We start from the raw sequence: 18,579 nt of genomic DNA on the forward strand, positions 1-18,579 counted from the left end.
ATGTATCCTCCTTGATGTTAGAAAATCATTTTATATTATATATTAAAATATAATATTTTTATATGAACATTTGCATATTGTCTTTTATATATATAGTAGTATGTCCTATATTAGAAAGATGAGCAAAATAATAACAGTTGTTTTGACAAGTTTAATTGTCGTAATGACAATTATAATTGACAAAGAGCGCTTTATTATTTACAATTTTAACTAAATAGAACAAATGATGGATTAATGACGGTGTTTACATATAAGAGGATGAAGTGTAGCGCTATATTTTGTCTTGAATAAACATAGTCTTTGAAAGAGAGTACGAATGATACTAAAGGGGAGGCTTTAAACTTTGAGTTTACAAATTCAAAACTTAACGAAACAATTTGGGGAATCAAAAGCTGTTAACGGTTTACAAATTTCGTTACCAAAAGGTGAAGTACTAGGGTTACTTGGACGAAATGGTGCAGGGAAAACAACAACAATCAAAATGCTTCTCGGATTATTAACGCCTAATGAAGGTTCGATTACGTGGGATGGAAAAGCATTTGGGAATAGTGGCGTAACAATTGGGTATTTACCAGAAGAAAGAGGTTTATATACAAAAAGTAGAGTAATAGACCAGCTGCGATATTTTGGTAGATTAGAAGGGATGTCGAAGAAAGAAGTAGATCACGCTATTGATCACTGGTTAGAGCGTTTAGCGATACCAGAATATAAATTTAAAACGGCTGGAGAGCTTTCAAAAGGGAATCAGCAAAAAATCCAATTAATTGCTGCTCTTCTTCATAATCCGGAACTTCTCATTTTAGATGAACCATTCAGTGGCCTTGATCCAGTTAATGCCGGGATGTTAGCTAGTATTATTGAAGAACAAGTACAGAGCGGAAAGACGATTATTTTATCAAGTCATCGTATGGAACAAGTAGAGGCTTTTTGCCAACATGTATGTATTTTGAAAAAAGGTGAAGCAGTCGTAAAAGGACAGCTAAGTGATATTAAGAAAGAATACGGTTTCCGTAATTTAACGATTGAAGATACAGTAGAGAATGAAAAGGGATTAGAAGCTATACATGTATCGTATGAAAAACAACAAGGCCTTCTTTATGTGAAAGTACAAGGCGATGCGGAAGCTCTCGAGATTTTGCAACAGTTGCAAGAGCAAGGTGTTAGCTTACGACAATTTAAAATGTTAGAGCCGACGTTAAACGAAATCTTTGTAGAGAGGGCGAAATAACGATGCGTAAATTTTCTCACGTATTTTCATTTTATTTTAGGGAAGCGTTTTTATCTAAAAAATCATTAATTACGAGTGCGATTTTATTTTTAGTTGTGTTTGGGATTTTTGCATTTAATCATTTTACTTCAGGCGATGATAAAAATAAGGATAAAGATAAAATTGCAGTTGTAGTAGAGAGTTCCACATATAAAGTACAAAAAGATGAGCTAAATAAGCTATTGCCATCAGCAAAAATAACACTGGGTTCAAAGGATGATTTTGATAAACTGCATAAGCAAGTAGAAGATGGCGATTTAGATGGTCTATTCCATGTGACGGAAAAGGGTGGGGCTCCATCGATTACATATATGTATAATGGATTTCCAAGCCAAGCAACTTCCGCAATTATGGCAGGATATTTAAAGCAACAATATACGATGGTGACGATTGCCAAAAATAATGTTTCACCAGAAATTGCACAGCAATTACAAACAGAAATTCAAGTAAAGCAAGAAGCGATAAAAGATCGTACATCTTCTTTCGGAATTGCCTATTTCTTTACATTTGCTTTATATATGTTTATTGTAGCGTTCGGAAATACAATCGCAATGAATATTGCATCTGAAAAGGCGTCACGTGTAATGGAAGTAATGCTTCCGAAAGTGAAGCCTCTTACAATGATGTATGCGAAAATTTTAGCGGTTGTTTCAACGGCGTTATTGCAACTTGTCATATTGGCGTGTGGTTATCTTATTCCATATTTGTTGGGTTGGGTTGATTTAGAAAGTGCCTCACTATTTGGTATTCCAATTGACTTTACGAAATTAGATGCAAAGGTTATCAGCATGTTTCTTGTTTATTTCATTACGGGATATTTACTATATGCGATGATGTATGCTGCTGCTGGAGCTGTCGTGTCTAAGACGGAGGATTTACAAGCTGTATCTTTCCCGGTAATGATTTTAATTATGGCTGCATTCTTCATTAGTATTAAATCATTAAGTGATCCGAATAGTACTATCGTTGTTGTAAGTTCTTACGTTCCATTTTTTACACCGATGGTTACCTTCTCACGTATTGTAGCTGGTGAAGCAGGTATGCTAGAAATTACGATAACATTAGCGGTCTTATTGGCGACAATTGCGGTATTAAATGCTGTTACAAGCCGCATTTACGTAAACGGCGTAATGAATTACTCAGATAAAGTTAAATTTAAAGATTTAGCGAAATTTATAAAGCGTCAATAATGAGAGAAAAGCATGATTTCCTATTGAAATCATGCTTTTTCTTTATGTATAAATTAAAAATAGTATATAATAATAAGAGTTGTCTTTTAATAGAATGAATAAAAAGGAGGGTGTGCAGATGGGGATTAGTAGTCGTTTTACAGTAGGTGTTCATATGCTGACATTACTTGCGATAGATCGAAACTCTCGCTGTACCTCTGAATGGATTGCCGGTAGTGTGAATACAAATCCAGTTGTGATTCGTCGCATTACAGGAATGTTGAAGAGAGCAGGACTTGTTGATGTACAAGCTGGTAAAGGTGGTACGACACTTGCTCGAGATTTAGAAGAAATTACATTACTTGATGTATATAAAGCAGTGGAAGTTGTAGAAGAAGGACAGCTATTTTCCTTCCATGAAAATCCCAACATTGAATGTCCAGTAGGAGCTAATATTCAATCAGTATTAGAAATTATTTTAATGCAAGCGCAAGAAGCGATGGAAAACGTACTTGCAAATGTAACGGTAGATCAATTAGTTACAAATTTAAAGTCTAAAATGAAAGAATAAAAAAGCGAGCTTCCTCATAATGAGGGCTCGCCTTTTTTTTATTCAGAAATATTGAAAATTCTATTTTTCAGTATTTAAAATGAATTTACCTACGATAGCTGCGAAGATACCACCAAGAATTGGTGCTACGATGAATACCCATAGTTGAGAAAGTGCTTCTCCACCAACAAATAAAGCTGGTGCGATACTACGAGCTGGGTTAACAGATGTTCCAGTTAACGGAATTCCTAATAAGTGAATTAAAACTAATGTGAAACCAATTACTAGTCCCGCTAAAGAAGAACTGCCTTTTTTACCTGTTACAGCGACGATAACTAAAATGAATACGAAAGTTAAAATGAACTCAACTAAAAATGCTCCAGATAAACCAAGAGTTCCGAAACCATTTTGTCCTAAATTATCTAAAGGTGTTTTAGCAGATTTTAAAATTGTTACTAACGTTGCAGTTCCTAATAAACCACCTAAAATTTGAGCTAATACATAATAACAAAGTTCCATAGCGTTCATTCGTTTGTTGATGAACATAGCTATTGATACTGCTGGGTTAATGTGACATCCAGAAATTGTTCCGATGCTATATGCCATAGCTACAATAGATAGACCGAAAGCCATAGCGATTCCTAATGTTCCAATTCCTTCAATTCCGCCGCCAGTGACAGCTACTCCAGTTCCGAATAATACAAGTACAAATGTACCAATAAATTCAGCGATTGCTTTTTTTAACATAATTTACCTCCTATTAATGCGCATGAAACGTATTATAACATAAGTTTTAGTATAAACAGCCAATGAAGTACTATTCTGATAAGGCGAAATAGGGGGACAATAAAAAAGGGTATGGTTCATCTCTATAGAACCATACCCTTTTTTTATGCTGATTTTTTCTGTTTAACGACTGGAACAGAACGGTTTAAAATACTATTTGCAACCATTCCTAACATAATAATAATCATTCCAATGAGGGAAAGTCCTCCAGGGAATGAACCATTTAAGAAAATGATTTCGCCAAGCACGGTAAATACCATCGTTCCAGCTTGTGTTGCTTCAACTGCCCCGAGTAAGGCGAGGTTATCTTTTGCTAAGTCAGTAGCAAAGAAAAATGTCATCGTTGCAATAACGCCGGAACATAATGCTAATAAAAGCCCTTGAAGCATTTGGCTGGATGTTGGAATGCCAGTAGTAGAAAATCCATATACACCAAGCAAAATTGTTATAGGAAGACTTCCAATAGCCATTCCTAATACACGTTGGAACGTATCAAGGCGTCCGCCAACAAGTTCCATCATTTTTCGGTTACCGAACGGATATAAGAAAGCGGCTAATACGACAGGTAAAAAACCTGAAATGAACTGAGTCATTGTAATATGGCCTGCTGCAGTTGCTTGCATACAAATTACACCAAGTAAAATAAATAATGCAACATATAAGCTACGAAGTGGAATTTTTCCACGTACAAGTTTCGTACCTGATTTTGTTTCTATTTTCACGAAAAATAGTGGTGATAGTAGTAAACCAGCTAAAATCGTAACTTGCCAAGTTCCAGCAACGAGCCAAGCTGGAGAAAAGACAGCTGCGAAACTTAATAAAGAATAAAAACCAATACCTGCAACGGAACCCCATCCGATCCATGCTAATGGATGTTTTTTTAATTCTTCCCATAATCCCCTAAAGTTTTTGCGAAATAAAACGATAAGGAATAAAATAGGAAGAGCAAATAAAAAACGGAAGGAAGCTGTCCAAGCCCAGCTCGTTCCAGATACATTCATTGCTCTATTAATAATAAAGGTTGCAGAAAAAAAGGCAGATGATAAAAGACCTAATAAAATTGCGCGCATAAAGTATAGCACTCCTTTCGAAAATAAATAATTATGTATAGTATGATATACTTTAATTAAATAAAAGTAAACTATTTTATACTTTAAGGTGGTTTTATATATGAAAGAAAATGAAGATATACAAACGAAAGAAGTCATTCAACAAGTTGGACAGTTATTGAGACAAATTCGAAATGAACAGAAATTAAGTTTAGAAGAATTAGCTCATAAAACAGGAGTAAGTAAATTAACATTAGGAAAAATTGAAAGAGGGGAAACAAATCCGACGCTAGCTGTCATTTGGAAAATAACGAAAGGGTTATCAATTCCTTTATCCAGATTGATGGTTGTTGGAGAACCTGTAGCTGTTGCGCGCTGTGGAGAAGGATTTGCAGTAGATGAAGGACAAGCGTGGCATTTAGAAACGATGTTCCGTTATACGAAAGAAACAGGGATGGAAATGCACCGTGCTTGTTTACGATCAAATAGTATATATGAACCAGAAGCTCATCATGAAGGTGCGATTGAGCTTGTAACGATAATGAAAGGGAAAGTGTCTATTCAAGTGGAGAATGATGTATACGAATTAAATGAGTTTGATTCCATCCAATTTGAAGCGAATAAGAAGCATGTTTATAAAAATGAAGAAGAAGAAGTGGCGGTATTACATTTAACGATGAAATATTCTTCATGAAAAAATCACCTATAGAATTCTATAGGTGATTTGCTCTTCTTAAGTATATGAAATGATACCATTAGTACGAACGTGGCATAAGTAATAAACAAATGAAATAAACTAAAAATCCTGTCCCAAAACATAAAACAGCAATAACCCAAATGATACGAATAAGAGTAGAGCTAATATCAAAATATTCTCCTAAACCACCACATATACCAAATAGCATTTTATCAGTTTCGGATTTACATAACTTTTTTGACATATTCCAATCAACTCCTTTTTATATCAAACTGCATACTTTTATTCTATATGGAAATTTATGAGAAGACTATGGGGTTGTATTACATTTTTTTTTGAGAGACGATCATATTAATTGTCTTAATTTTCAGTGGATATTAAACTTGTAGTTATGAGGTGATTTTTAATAAAGGGTGGGGAAATAGGGATGACAGTATATTGGTTGACTAATGTAATGCTTGAATCAAGGTATACATATGAAGAAGAGAGAATTTCGCGAACAGAAACAGAATTATGTAGTTTACTCATTGAAGATGGACGAATTAAAAAAATTATAGAAGGGGTTGTTCAAGAAGAAGATATAGTAATGCTTGATGCTAAGCACTTATTGATGTTGCCAGCTTTCGAAGAGATGCACATTCACATTGATAAAACATATTATAGTGGCCCCTGGAAAGCTTGTAAGCCAGCAGAAAGTATTTTTACACGTTTTAATGAAGAAGAAAAAATTTTACTAAAGCAATTAGCAACTGCTCAAGATAGAGCGGAAAATATGCTAGAGTTACTACTGCGAAATGGTGCAACGAATATTAGAACGCATTGTAATGTTGATCCGATTATTGGACTTGGTAATTTGGAGGCGACGTTAGCGGCATTAGAAACATATAAAAATCGAGTGTCTAGTAGAATTGTTGCGTTTCCGCAACATGGATTATTGCGCAGTAATTCTGTGCAACTCGTGAAAGATGCGATGCGTATGGGTGCTCATCTAGTCGGAGGAGTAGATCCAGCTACAGTGGATAATGATATTGAAAAATCATTACATACAATTATGGATATCGCAGTAGAATTTAATGCGGATGTTGATATTCATTTACACGATGAGAATAATCTTGGAACGTTTACGATGAAGAGATTGGCAAGTTTAACAGAAGAAGCAGGGTGGCGAGGGCGTGTAACAATTAGTCATGCACTTGGACTTGGTGGTGTTACTGATAAAGAGGCTGAAGAAGTGGCAGAAAGACTCGCAGCTGTAAATATTGATATTACTTCAACAGTACCAATTGGTAAACAAGTAATTCCAATTCCGTTATTAGATAAAAAAGGTGTTAAAGTTTCATTAGGAAATGATAGTATTACAGATCATTGGTCACCGTTTGGAACAGGTGATATGCTTCAAAAGGCAAATCGATTAGCAGAGCGTTTTGGATGGAGTGACGAAAGGTCTTTAGGAAAAGCAATTCGCTTTATTACGGGAGGAAAAGAAACGTTAAATAATGAAGGGAAGCGGGTATGGCCGAATGTAGGGGATGAAGCGAGCTTTGTTTTGACAAATGCGACATGCACTGCTGAAGCGGTAGCACGCCAAACAGAAAAAAGTTTAGTCGTGTATAAAGGAAATATTGTTGTTGGAAGCTTAAATGAGCTGGAATTCAATAATCTTGTGTAGAAGAATCGTTTAAATACCTTGGGGAGGGTTCTAATTGTGAATATAGAACTCTTCTTTTTTATTCTTACAATATATTTTTTATAGGAAAGCTAGAAGGGATGGACATTTTGGACAATCAACATAACCAAAATCATATTATGGGAACTTTGCAATGGTTTATATTTCTATTAGCAAATTCAATCGCACTACCAATTGTCGTTGGTGGATTATTTCATCTTACGACGGAAGAAATATTTTATTTAATGCAGCGTACGTTTTTTGTAGTTGGTATATCTTCTTTCTTACAAGGATGGATTGGGCATAGACTTCCAATTGCGGATGGACCAGCTGGATCTTGGGTTGGTGTATTTACAGTACTTGCTTATGCAACTGCCGGACAAGATCAATTGCATAGTACACTGCAAATTTTAGAGTTAGGAATGATAATCTCCGGTGTTATTTTAATAGGATTAGGAGTAACTGGTTTTATAGGACGTATTTTATTTTTATTTACGCCAGTTGTGACAGGGACGTTTTTACTTTTATTATGTTTACAATTAAGTGGTGTATTTTTAAAAGGAATGCTAGGAATTACAGCTACTATTTCTCAAATCGATGGATTTACAGCGATAATTGCGTTTAGTATATTTTTGTTCGTTATTATACTGTCTAATTTTGGAAGAGGTTTTATCAAAAGTTATGCAGTTTTAATAGGATTAATTAGCGGGTGGATTATTTTTCTCATTGCAGGAAAAGTGACGGTTCCATCTCAAGTAACTCATTTTGTACAACTTCCACAAATGTTTGCTTGGGGACTTCCAAAATGGAATACTGGTATGGCAGTATCCAGTTTCGTTATGGTATGTATTTTAGTTTCAAATACAGTGGCAGCTATTATAGCGATTAATCAAGCTACCATTCATAAAGCAACTATTGAACAAAAACAGTTGAAGGATGGTACGTGGGTTGGAGGGATTTCGCATATCATTTCCTCCGTATTTTCAACTGTAGGTATCGTTCCGTTACCAGCAACGGCAGGATTTATACGCTTAACAAAACAAAAATATATACGATCGTTCTTAATGGCATGTGCGTTACTAGTCGTAATGTCTCTTTTTCCAAGTATTATTCGTTACTTAGCATCTTTACCATCGGCTGTCGCATCGGCTGTTTTAATGGCTTCGTTCGTACAATTAATTGGAATTGGATTTAATAATATAAAACAAGTGCCGATGAGTGAAAGGAATGTAACGATTTTAGGAGTGGCAGTATTATTTGGAAGTGGCGTTATGTTTTTACCGTCTGGAGCACTCCAATCCTTGCCGTCTGTTATGCAATATATATTCGGTAATGGTTTATTTGTAGGTACGGTTGTAAGTATATTGCTAGAACAAATATGGCGCGCTGGAAAGTAAGTGGATAAAAAGAGTGTACGCACTGTATAAAAGTCTAAAATAACATAGGAAATAAAGCCCATTTTCATTCACCACCTGCACATTTCGTTCATACAATATCTTGACTAAATAAACACCCAACTTACACATACACAGCTCTGGCTTAAGCAAGGAGGGTTATACCAGTTGAAGGAAAAAGCGTATCAATCTAAACCTTTACTCACAAAGAGAGAAAGAGAAGTATTTGAATTACTGGTTCAAGATAAAACAACGAAGGAAATTGCAGGTGAACTTTTTATAAGTGAAAAGACAGTTCGCAACCACATCTCAAACGCAATGCAAAAGCTAGGGGTTAAAGGACGTTCACAAGCAGTTGTGGAGCTTCTTCGTATGGGAGAGCTCGAACTATAAGAAAGCAGCCGACTTTTATACAAAGAGTCGGCTATTTTTTTGTTTGCTTCACTTGCTATATGAATGATAAGAACACTCCATACATAAATAGGTAATAAGGAGGGGATAAGTTGAAAAGGATACTGTTAGTTTCAACAAGTGCTCATGATATGAATGGACACCCGACTGGTTTGTGGCTTGAAGAGCTCGCAGCTCCTTATCATTTATTTAAAAAGGCTAAGTTTGATGTTGTGTCAATAAAAGGCGGGAGAGTACCTATAGATAGAGTGTCTATTCCGAATGGTATACCTCGTGAATTCAAGCATGTAGCTTCTTTATTGCAAAATACGAGGCCGATTTCAAATGTTCATTTCTCGGATTATGATGCGGTTTTATTTGGTGGTGGCCACGGGGCGATTGTAGATTTTCCAGGTAATCCATATGTAGCAAATTTAATTGAGAATATGTATAACGATAACCGGATTGTAGCGGCTGTTTGTCACGGAGTAAGTTCCTTTGTCGGTGTGAAAAATAAGGATAGCTCGTTTTTTGTTGCCGGTAAGCGTATAACAGGTTATACAAACGATGAAGAAAAAGCTGTACATTTAGAAAAGCGCGTTCCGTTTTTGTTAGAAAGTAAGTTGAAAGAAGAAGGAGCTTTATTTTATATAGCCCCCAATTTTACGTCACATGTGGTAGTAGATGGACATTTAATTACAGGACAAAACCCGCAGTCTAGTGTGGAAATGGGTAAGGCTATAAAAAGGGCTGTAAATAAATTATAGAAAAGGTGCTCGCTACTCATAAAGGTAGCGGGCATTTTTTCTATAGTGTAAATGAACCCTTAAACTAAAAAGATGTATTGAGTATAGTGACTTCATTTATAATTAATCGTGAATTTGCTATACTATTTTGTATGGACAAAAGGGGAGGCTCTTTTAAATGAGAAAAGTCGCATGTGCAAATACTTATATTAATAAAATCAAGCCCGTTATTAGAAAGGCGAGTTTTAGCCAATTGAAAATAGATGAAATTGCGAAATATATGGATATTAGTAAAGCTACTTTATATAAACGTTTTTCTTCGAAAGATGAAATTATTGAGGCGGTAGTAGAGGATTTCATGAACTATCTACTCGAAGGTGATGCGGATAATCAAGATGAAAGTATGTCATTTACAGAACGGTTCCAAAAGACATTTATCCATTCTTTAAAATGTGTGACATATATTTCGGATGTTTTTTTGCAAGATTTGAAAGAAGCATATCCGCATTTGTCGGATCAATTAGTCGCTGCACAACAAAATCGTAATCATAATTTGCAAATGTTTTTTGAAGCGGGTATGGAACAAGGCTACTTTAATAAGATGAACGCACAATTATTTATGGTGCAAGATGATGTGATGTTAAGACGTATTATAGATCATTCTTTTTGTATTCAGTACGATATTACGTTAAAGAAAGCGATACTTGATTTTTATCAATTGAAGAAGTATCAACTTTTTAAACCAGAGTATATAGATGCAATTGATGATTCGGAAATTGAAAAAGAAGTTATTGCTATTTTGCAAATGATTTCGTAAAAAAGCAGATCTCCCTTAATAGAGGGAAATCTGCTTTTTTAGTACATATTATTTTTGCAACTGTTTTAATACTAATTCGGCTACTGGACCACCTGAAGCTGGGTTTTGACCAGTGATAACACGATTATCTTCTAAAGCATAAGCTTCCCACGGTTGCGCGGCTTTTTCGTAAAGTCCTCCATTTTTAATGAGTTCATCTTCTGTTAAAAATGGAACGAATTGATCTAATTCAGCTAATTTTTCTTCTTCATTTGAAAAGCCTGTTACCTTCTTACCACTAATTAAACGATCCCCATTACTTAATGTAATATGAAATAAACCAGCAGCTCCATGACAAACGGAAGAAACAATTCCGCCGTTTTCATAAATGTTGCGGCAAATATTTTGAAGTTGTTTATTTTCTGGGAAGTCCCAAATAACCCCGTGACCACCTGCGTAATAAATAACAGCGTAGTCTTCTGGATTCACTTCACTCGGTTTCATTGTAGAACCGAGGCGATTCATAAACTCTTTCTTTTGATACCATTCCCAATCGACGCTCTCCGCCATTGCTAAACTATGTGGATCAATTGGTGTATAACCGCCTTGTGGGCTGACATAATCGACTTCGTAACCCGCTTCTTCTACTTTTTTTACGAAATGTACAGCTTCACCAAGCCAAAGTCCGGTAGCCCTATTTAAATTTGGATATTTTTCTACACTTGTTAATACAACTAACATTTTTTTCTTCATCATAATCCTCCTATAATGTCTCTTCTATATAAAAGTTCTGTATTCGTTTCGTCTTATTAAGTTGAAAAATGCAAATTTGAATAATCATGCCAGTCCTTCTCATATCGGGTTCGAAATTAGTGTATAATAAATTTCGAACAAAGTAAACTAAAAAGGCTAAATTAGTTTAGTTTGTATATTTTTCGTTGACAAACTGTAATGCTGAAACTATGATAGTTCCATGAATATCGAACAACATTCTTGTTTCGTGTCGAATTCAATTTACCCCGCTATTTTCCGGGCAGTAAGACCCCCACCTCAAAATTCAGCGGAAGCAAAGAAGTTAGGTGGGGGATCAACTGCCCGTAAAAGTCCGATTGATGAGGGCTGGTTAAAGTTTCACTTTATCGCGAGATAAGGTAGTACCTTTTATACATTTAATGAAGTTGTTTAGTGGTGATACAACATTTAAATAACTTCATTTTTCATCTATAGTTTGACAATTTTAAAATTGCAATCAGGAGAGTGCTACACATGGGGAAAGATATAAGTAACCATTCGAAATGGTTTGTTTTTACATTATGTTTTATTGTTTTGTTAGGACCGATGAACGCTGTGTTATTTAATGTAGCGCTAGAGGATATTGCCAATGATTTATCAATTAGTCAATCGAAAGTAAGTTGGGTTGTAGTGGGGTATTCTTTAGTTGTCGGTATTGGTTCGATGATATATGGAAAACTGGCTGATCGTTACAGTGTAAAAAGGCTATTAATTATTTCTATTATCATATTTGTAGCTGGTTCTATTGTTGGGTTTGTGAATCAATCTTATGAGATTATCATTTTCGCAAGGTTAGTGCAGGCGAGCGGGGGAGCAGCGTTTATTGCGCTCAGTATGATTGCGGTGGCAAAATTAGTTGCTCCAGCTAAAAAACCGGGTGCGTTAGCAATGATTAGTTCTTCTATTGCATTAGCGGTTGGTATTGGACCTTTAGTTGGTGGGGCAATTACAAATACGTTAGGGTGGCCGTATTTATTTTTATTTATGGTTATTTCAATGATTGGTATTTTCTTGCTCGTAAAATTTATGCCAGAAGAGGCGCAACATACCGATGAAGTGTTTCGCTTTGATTTCATTGGAGCAGTTTTATTATTTGTATTGATTACGACCATTTTATTAGGAGTGAATATTAATAGTTGGCTTTTTGTGTTATCTGTTGCTTTCCTATTTTTATTCAGGGCTCATATGAAGAGAACAGAGTCGCCGTTTATTGATATTGAGTTGTTTACAAATAAACCATTACTTCGTTTAATAGCGGTCGGATTTATCATTAATGTGGCGTTATGTGCTAGTTTATTATTATTACCATTACTGTTAGGAAGAGGACACGGATTGTCTCCATTCGTTATTGGAATTGTATTGTTTGTTGCATCTCTCTTTGGTATTGTATCTAGTGTTATTACCGGAAAGATTATTCCTTCGTTTGGGAATGTGAGGATGATGTATGTAGCGTCTGTAGTTATGATCATGGGCTTTTTAATTTTAGGGATTATTCCGAATGGGAACTTACTCTTTATTTTATTTGCGGTTATTTTAACATTTATGAGTTATTCGGCAATTCAAGTATCATTAAACACATTTATACCCAAAACATTAAATCCAGCTAAAGTTGGAGTTGGTCTTGGTTTATATAATTTAATTAACTTTTTCGGTATGGCATTTGGACCAGCTGTAGCGAGCAAAATTATGGAATCTACAAATAGTTATCGATTGAATTTTATTTTGCTCGTCATTTTAATTTCTGCTCATTTCTTCTTATTAATGGGAATGTCTTCTTTTCAAAAAAAGATGGAGCAATGAGTATGCACCTTATATAGAAGAAACCGACTTTCTTATAGAAGGTCGGTTATTTTTCTGTCTTGCAAATTACGAAAAAAAGGAGCAAAATAAAAAAGGTCCTAGTCTATACATGGGCAAATGAAAATTTTCATACAGAAGCATTTGAAGTGAGCGAACTTAAAGTGTGTAAAATATAATGATAAACATAAAAGATGATGAATGAGAAAACGGGTGATGAAGTTGAATAGAGCAATCGGTGTTATCGATTCAGGAGTTGGCGGTTTAACAGTAGCGAAGGAATTAATTCGTCAGTTGCCGAAAGAGCGTATCATATATTTAGGAGATACAGCACGTTGTCCTTATGGTCCACGTTCTCGAGAAGAAGTGCGTCAATTTACGTGGGAAATGACGGAGCATTTACTAGATTTAAATATTAAAATGTTAGTTATTGCGTGTAATACAGCAACTGCAGTTGTATTAGAAGAGATGCAAAAACAATTACCAATTCCAGTAGTAGGAGTTATTCACCCAGGATCACGTACAGCTTTAAAAGTGACAAACACGTATCAGGTTGGGATTATTGGAACGATTGGAACCGTGAAAAGTGGTGCATACGAAGAGGCGTTAAAGTCTATTAATAACCGTGTTATGGTAGAAAGTTTAGCTTGTCCACCTTTCGTTGAACTTGTAGAGAGTGGGAATTTCGAAAGTGAAATGGCGTACGAAGTTGTAAGAGAAACGCTGCAACCACTGAAAAGTACCGATATTGATACCCTTATATTAGGGTGTACACATTATCCGATTTTAGGACCTGTTATTAAAAAAGTAATGGGAGATAAAGTACAACTAATTAGTTCTGGTGATGAAACAGCACGTGAAGTAAGTACAATCTTATATCATAGTAAAATGTTGAATGAAGGAGAAGAACAAAGCGATCATCTCTTCTTAACAACAGGAAAAATAGGCTTGTTTAAAGAAATTGCATCAAAATGGTTCGGTCAACCGATTGAAAATGTGAAGCATATTCATTTAGAAAAAGAATAATAGTAGAATTCATATAAGTAAGCTCCTGAGAAATCAGGAGTTTTTGTTTATCCCGCTATTTTCCGGGCAGTAAGACCCCCACCTCAAAATTCAGCGGAAGAAAAGAAGTTATGTGGGGGATGAACAAAACTCCCACTGATTAAAGTTTCACTATATAAGAGGCACAGCTTGTTCTAAAATGTGAAACGGCTCGTATACATAATAGTACAAACTTAGATTTTAGGGGGGAATGGCATGCCTAAATCCACTTTTAAATGGGTTGTTGGTGCTACTGTGAGCGCTGTTTTACTAACAGGGTGTGGCTTTATAAATCAGGAGAAAGCAACTGAACAAATTGATCCGCCAAAACAAGTTACGTATACAGAGGGTGGGAAGAAAGAAGTAGCTAAAAAAGATAAGCAAGGGCAAATGGTAAATAGAGAACTATACCTTGTTGATAAAAATGGTTATGTTGTACCACAAACATTAGCTATACCTACTCCGAAAGCAAATGAGACTGTGAAGCAAACGTTAGAATACCTTGTGAAAGATGGACCAGTAACAAATTTATTACCGAATGGGTTTCGTGCAGTCATTCCGGCGAATACAACGATGACCTTAGATTTGAAAAAGGACGGGACGGCAGTTATTGATTTCTCTAAAGAAATGAAAAACTATGCGAAAGAAGAAGAGCGGCAAATCGTTGAATCTATAGCGTGGACGTTGACTCAATTTACAGAGATAAAACAAGTGCAGTTCCAAATAAATGGTGAGAAATTGGCAAAGATGCCTGTTGGTGGTACACCGCTTGGTGAAGGAGTGAGCCGTGCAAATGGTATTAACTTCGATGATGAACAAGTAGCAGATGTAACAAATACAAAACCAGTCACACTGTATTTTATGGCGCAAAATAATAATAAACAGCAATATTACGTACCAGTAACGCGCCGCGTTGCTGAAGGAAAAGAAAATGATTATGCAGCAATTATAGATGAGCTTGTAAAAGGTCCGATTCATCAATCGCTCCTGAATGATTTTAATCCAGGCGTTAAGCTTATTACGAATCCGAAATTACAAGACGGAAATCTTACATTAAACTTTAATGAAAATATATTTGTAAACCCAGATAAAAATATGATTTCAAATTACGTATTGAAGTCGTTAGTTTTATCTTTAACAGAAAAGAAAGGTGTGAAAAATGTTTCTATTGAAGTGAATGGAAAAGCAAATCTTATAGATGAAAAGGGCGGAAAGTTAATAAAACCTGTAGATCGTCCAGAAAACGTGAATACAGGTAGTTTTTAATCTTGAATAATTTGATATACTTAAGTAAGAAAGGAGAATTGCTTTTTGGGTTCTCCTTCTTTTATTGTATACATATCATACATTTAAAATTGGCTATACTAACGAGTAGTAATTAAGAGGAGGTTATTTTTATGCGAGTAGATGGTAGAGAGAAAACAGAATTACGCCATATACATATTCATACGAATTATTTAAAACATCCAGAGGGATCTGTATTAATTGAAGTTGGGGATACAAAGGTGATTTGCTCAGCGACAATTGAAGAGCGTGTACCACCGTTTATGCGTGGAGAAGGAAAGGGCTGGGTAACAGCTGAATACGCGATGATTCCGCGTGCAACAGAACAACGTACAATTAGAGAGTCAAGCAAAGGGAAAGTAACAGGACGTACAATGGAAATTCAGCGTCTAATTGGACGAGCATTACGTGCGGTAGTTGATTTAGAAGCGCTTGGCGAGAGAACAGTTTGGATTGACTGTGATGTTATCCAAGCAGATGGTGGAACGAGAACAGCGTCTATTACAGGTGCATATGTAGCGATGGTACTAGCTTTTGAGAAGTTATTACAAGCAGAAAAAGTATCTAAAATTCCAGTAAAAGATTATTTAGCAGCAACGTCAGTAGGGATTGTTGAAGAGCAAGGTGTTGTTTTAGATTTAAACTATGCAGAAGATTCTAAAGCAGACGTTGATATGAACGTGATTATGACTGGAAAAGGCCAATTTGTTGAAGTGCAAGGAACTGGAGAAGAAGCGACGTTTAGTAGAGCGCAGTTAAATGAACTACTTGATGCTGCGGAAAAAGGCATTTTCCAACTGATTGATATGCAAAAAGAAGCTTTAGGCGACATCGTATCTCATATAGAGTAGAGGTGGAAAGTATGAAACAAGTTGTTGTAGCGACAAAAAATATGGGTAAAGTACGTGAGTTTGCTGAGTTATTTGAGCGATTTAATTTAGAAGTAAAATCATTACACGATTTTCCTCATATTGAAGAAGTTGAAGAAACAGGTGAAACATTTGAAGAAAATGCGATCTTAAAAGCGGATAGTTTGAGTAGACAGCTGAATTCGATCGTAATTGCGGATGATTCGGGTCTTATTGTAGATGCTTTAAACGGAAAACCAGGAGTGTATTCAGCGCGTTTTGCTGGTGAACCGAAAAATGATCAAGCAAATATCGATAAAGTGTTACAAGAATTAAATGGCATTGACTTTGAAAAGCGTAAAGCACGTTTCTATTGTGCATTAGCAGTTGCTTTCCCTGAAGGTGATAAAAAGCCTGTCATTGTAAATGGGACATGTGAAGGATTTATTTTAGAACAACGCCGCGGAGAAAATGGTTTTGGATACGATCCGATCTTTTATGTGGAAGAATACAAAAAAGCAATGGCGGAATTAAGTTCAGATGAGAAAAATGCTATTAGCCACCGTGGTCGTGCTCTTCGTAAGTTAGAAGAAAAAATCCCGGAATGGTTTTTAGGAGAATAAGGGAGAGAGTATGATGAAAGCTTTAATCGTAAGCGATAGTCATAGCTCTGTGAAGGAATTACAGCAGTTGAAAGAGAAATATGAAGGGAAAGTAGATATCATGATTCATTGCGGTGATTCAGAGCTAACGCCTGCTCATGAAGAAATGCAAGGTTTCCGTGTTGTAAAAGGAAACTGTGATTATGCTAACTTTCAAGATGAAATTGTAACTGATGTAAATGGAATTCGCTTCTTAGTTGTGCATGGACATCGCCATAATGTGAAAATGACATTACAAACGCTAGCGTACCATGCGGAAGAAGTAGGAGCGCAAGTTGCATGCTTCGGACATTCTCACGTATTAGGTGCGGAATTAATCGACGGCGTTTTATTTATTAATCCAGGCAGTATTTTATTACCACGTCAGCGTGTAGAAAAGACATTTGCTGTATTAGAAATGGATGAAAATCAAATGGAAGTTCGTTTTGAAACATTAGACGGACAACTAGTTGAACAAGCAGTTTTTAAAAGAGGATAATAAAATTTATCCTCTTTTAAAAAAGGTGTTGACTTTATGTATGGTTATACATATAATAAATATTGTCGATAGGGCAACGGCGCTAACGAAGAAAAGAAAATAACATATGCGGGTGTAGTTTAGTGGTAAAACAAGAGCCTTCCAAGCTCTGGTCGAGAGTTCGATTCTCTTCACCCGCTCCATGTCCCAGTAGCTCAGCCGGATAGAGCATACGCCTTCTAAGCGTACGGTCGGGAGTTCGAATCTCTCCTGGGACGCTAACAAAAACCTTGTTATCTTTTGATAACAAGGTTTTTGTTTGTCTAAAAATTGATGTTTGGGTTATAAGTGTAGTTCATTCTTAATATCTGAGACCTTTCCTTCGATATTAAGCAGTTGCATATGTACTTCTTTTTCTTAAATAAAAAGAGCGTCGTTTATCCCGCTATTTGCCGGGCAGTAAGACCCCCACCTCAAAATTCAGCGGAAGCAAAGAAGTTAGGTGGGGTCGGGCTGTCCGTAAAAGTCCGATTGGTGAGGGTTGATTAAAGTTACACTTTATGCGCCCTGTTCCTCATATTTAATTTAAAGAATCAATAGGCTTATGGTAGAACTCAAATCCATATCCAGATTCTCCTAATTGTTCACTTGCAATGTTATAAAAGTTTTTACCATTCTAGTGTGATTGAGTAGCCGTTATCGGAACTTATCCCTGATAGTGTGTTACAATTAATAGAAGCGGAAAACGAGAATCTCCAATTGACTGGACGTGTGATTAGTTGGACAGTTTAAGAAGGTTGTATAAAAAGGGAGATGGCGCAAAGATGGCGAGAACAAAAGAGAATGATTTAACGGAGAAATTGGCAGAAGGTCAACGGAAATATGGTGACGGCAACTTTACAGTACAGAACATCGGTGATGAAACTAACCCGAATTGGACTGTCGTAAAAAATGTGAGGAAGGGATCGGCAGGCATTCGCGAAGGAGAAGATATATTAAGACTGCGATCAAAATATATAAAATAGTACGGAATGGGCGGAGCGGGAGTTCGAATCTCTCCTGGGACGCTAAAAAAACCTTGTTATCTTGAAGTGAACCCCGAAAACGGGACACCAATCAAAACACCTAAACCACTTGTTCCCTAAATTCTTTAGGGGATAGGTGGTTTAATTTTTCTTGAATTCG

20 protein-coding genes and 2 tRNA genes are annotated in these 18,579 nt (G+C 35.9%); 18 read left to right on the top strand and 4 right to left on the bottom strand.

Going from position 1 to position 18,579, the window contains the following annotated elements; genetic code table 11:
* Positions 1–343: 343 nt before the first annotated feature.
* The 3 genes from ASE54_RS22745 to ASE54_RS22755 all read left to right on the top strand — a co-directional run bounded on the left by ASE54_RS22745 (position 344) and on the right by ASE54_RS22755 (position 3,007).
* Complete coding sequence (locus ASE54_RS22745; protein ID WP_000058118.1) at positions 344–1,228, top strand: ATP-binding cassette domain-containing protein; 885 nt, start codon at positions 344–346, stop codon at positions 1,226–1,228.
* Between the two features lie 2 nt (positions 1,229–1,230).
* The gene (locus ASE54_RS22750) at positions 1,231–2,457 is read left to right on the top strand and encodes an ABC transporter permease (protein ID WP_001224985.1); all 1,227 of its coding nucleotides are present in this window, start codon (positions 1,231–1,233) and stop codon (positions 2,455–2,457) included.
* Positions 2,458–2,575: 118 nt separating this feature from the next.
* Positions 2,576–3,007 carry an Rrf2 family transcriptional regulator gene (locus tag ASE54_RS22755; RefSeq protein ID WP_000512998.1) on the top strand — a complete coding sequence of 144 codons (432 nt, stop codon included), beginning with the start codon at positions 2,576–2,578 and terminating at the stop codon, positions 3,005–3,007.
* Positions 3,008–3,067: 60 nt separating this feature from the next.
* Here ASE54_RS22755 and ASE54_RS22760 read toward each other — a convergent pair whose 3' ends face one another.
* Both ASE54_RS22760 and ASE54_RS22765 read right to left on the bottom strand, forming a co-directional pair.
* On the bottom strand, positions 3,068–3,733 hold the full coding sequence (locus ASE54_RS22760; RefSeq protein ID WP_000913211.1) for an aquaporin: 666 nt from the start codon (positions 3,731–3,733) through the stop codon (positions 3,068–3,070).
* Between the two features lie 143 nt (positions 3,734–3,876).
* Positions 3,877–4,842, bottom strand: a complete 966-nt coding sequence (locus tag ASE54_RS22765) for a multidrug resistance efflux transporter family protein (protein ID WP_001201632.1) — start codon at positions 4,840–4,842, stop codon at positions 3,877–3,879.
* A 100-nt stretch (positions 4,843–4,942) separates the two neighbouring features.
* On the opposite strand from ASE54_RS22765, the gene ASE54_RS22770 reads away from it, so the two are divergent.
* Positions 4,943–5,515, top strand: coding sequence for an XRE family transcriptional regulator (locus ASE54_RS22770; RefSeq protein ID WP_000661914.1), 573 nt, complete (start codon positions 4,943–4,945; stop codon positions 5,513–5,515).
* A 61-nt stretch (positions 5,516–5,576) separates the two neighbouring features.
* Here ASE54_RS22770 and ASE54_RS22775 read toward each other — a convergent pair whose 3' ends face one another.
* Positions 5,577–5,762: a PspC domain-containing protein gene (locus ASE54_RS22775; RefSeq protein WP_000038411.1), complete on the bottom strand. Its 186-nt coding sequence runs from the start codon at positions 5,760–5,762 to the stop codon at positions 5,577–5,579.
* A gap of 183 nt (positions 5,763–5,945) precedes the next feature.
* Here ASE54_RS22775 and ASE54_RS22780 point away from each other — a divergent pair, with 183 nt between their 5' ends.
* The 5 genes from ASE54_RS22780 (at position 5,946) to ASE54_RS22800 (ending at position 10,531) form a co-directional block, all read left to right on the top strand.
* The gene (locus ASE54_RS22780; RefSeq protein WP_000219574.1) at positions 5,946–7,187 is read left to right on the top strand and encodes an amidohydrolase family protein; all 1,242 of its coding nucleotides are present in this window, start codon (positions 5,946–5,948) and stop codon (positions 7,185–7,187) included.
* A 98-nt stretch (positions 7,188–7,285) separates the two neighbouring features.
* Complete coding sequence (locus tag ASE54_RS22785) at positions 7,286–8,581, top strand: purine/pyrimidine permease (RefSeq protein WP_003257696.1); 1,296 nt, start codon at positions 7,286–7,288, stop codon at positions 8,579–8,581.
* A 165-nt stretch (positions 8,582–8,746) separates the two neighbouring features.
* Positions 8,747–8,971 carry a spore germination transcription factor GerE gene (gene gerE / locus ASE54_RS22790; protein WP_000659484.1) on the top strand — a complete coding sequence of 75 codons (225 nt, stop codon included), beginning with the start codon at positions 8,747–8,749 and terminating at the stop codon, positions 8,969–8,971.
* 149 nt (positions 8,972–9,120) lie between these two features.
* Positions 9,121–9,735 carry a type 1 glutamine amidotransferase domain-containing protein gene (locus ASE54_RS22795; protein WP_003309961.1) on the top strand — a complete coding sequence of 205 codons (615 nt, stop codon included), beginning with the start codon at positions 9,121–9,123 and terminating at the stop codon, positions 9,733–9,735.
* A 157-nt stretch (positions 9,736–9,892) separates the two neighbouring features.
* Positions 9,893–10,531 (top strand): TetR/AcrR family transcriptional regulator, encoded by a 639-nt coding sequence (locus ASE54_RS22800; protein WP_001233010.1) that lies wholly within the window; start codon positions 9,893–9,895, stop codon positions 10,529–10,531.
* Positions 10,532–10,579: 48 nt separating this feature from the next.
* Here ASE54_RS22800 and ASE54_RS22805 read toward each other — a convergent pair whose 3' ends face one another.
* On the bottom strand, positions 10,580–11,263 hold the full coding sequence (locus ASE54_RS22805) for a type 1 glutamine amidotransferase domain-containing protein (protein WP_000728522.1): 684 nt from the start codon (positions 11,261–11,263) through the stop codon (positions 10,580–10,582).
* A 513-nt stretch (positions 11,264–11,776) separates the two neighbouring features.
* On the opposite strand from ASE54_RS22805, the gene ASE54_RS22810 reads away from it, so the two are divergent.
* The 9 genes from ASE54_RS22810 to ASE54_RS22850 all read left to right on the top strand — a co-directional run bounded on the left by ASE54_RS22810 (position 11,777) and on the right by ASE54_RS22850 (position 18,419).
* Positions 11,777–13,102: an MFS transporter gene (locus ASE54_RS22810; protein WP_000513862.1), complete on the top strand. Its 1,326-nt coding sequence runs from the start codon at positions 11,777–11,779 to the stop codon at positions 13,100–13,102.
* A gap of 213 nt (positions 13,103–13,315) precedes the next feature.
* The gene (gene racE, locus ASE54_RS22815; protein ID WP_000774007.1) at positions 13,316–14,125 is read left to right on the top strand and encodes a glutamate racemase; all 810 of its coding nucleotides are present in this window, start codon (positions 13,316–13,318) and stop codon (positions 14,123–14,125) included.
* A gap of 234 nt (positions 14,126–14,359) precedes the next feature.
* Positions 14,360–15,409 (top strand): spore germination protein GerM, encoded by a 1,050-nt coding sequence (gene gerM / locus ASE54_RS22820; RefSeq protein ID WP_001126747.1) that lies wholly within the window; start codon positions 14,360–14,362, stop codon positions 15,407–15,409.
* A gap of 131 nt (positions 15,410–15,540) precedes the next feature.
* Positions 15,541–16,278, top strand: coding sequence for a ribonuclease PH (gene rph, locus ASE54_RS22825; RefSeq protein WP_001261763.1), 738 nt, complete (start codon positions 15,541–15,543; stop codon positions 16,276–16,278).
* Positions 16,279–16,289: 11 nt separating this feature from the next.
* Positions 16,290–16,898 (top strand): XTP/dITP diphosphatase, encoded by a 609-nt coding sequence (locus ASE54_RS22830; RefSeq protein ID WP_000815952.1) that lies wholly within the window; start codon positions 16,290–16,292, stop codon positions 16,896–16,898.
* Between the two features lie 13 nt (positions 16,899–16,911).
* A complete protein-coding gene (locus ASE54_RS22835; RefSeq protein ID WP_000645510.1) occupies positions 16,912–17,415 on the top strand; it encodes a metallophosphoesterase in 504 nt (167 codons plus the stop codon).
* A gap of 108 nt (positions 17,416–17,523) precedes the next feature.
* Positions 17,524–17,597: transfer RNA gene (locus ASE54_RS22840), tRNA-Gly, on the top strand.
* A 1-nt stretch (position 17,598) separates the two neighbouring features.
* A tRNA-Arg gene (locus ASE54_RS22845) sits at positions 17,599–17,672 on the top strand.
* A 546-nt stretch (positions 17,673–18,218) separates the two neighbouring features.
* Positions 18,219–18,419 carry a hypothetical protein gene (locus ASE54_RS22850; protein ID WP_000124591.1) on the top strand — a complete coding sequence of 67 codons (201 nt, stop codon included), beginning with the start codon at positions 18,219–18,221 and terminating at the stop codon, positions 18,417–18,419.
* Positions 18,420–18,579: the final 160 nt, after the last annotated feature.

It is taken from the genome of Bacillus sp. Root131 (genome assembly GCF_001429475.1).
GTDB classification, from domain to species: Bacteria; Bacillota; Bacilli; order Bacillales; family Bacillaceae_G; genus Bacillus_A; species Bacillus_A thuringiensis_S.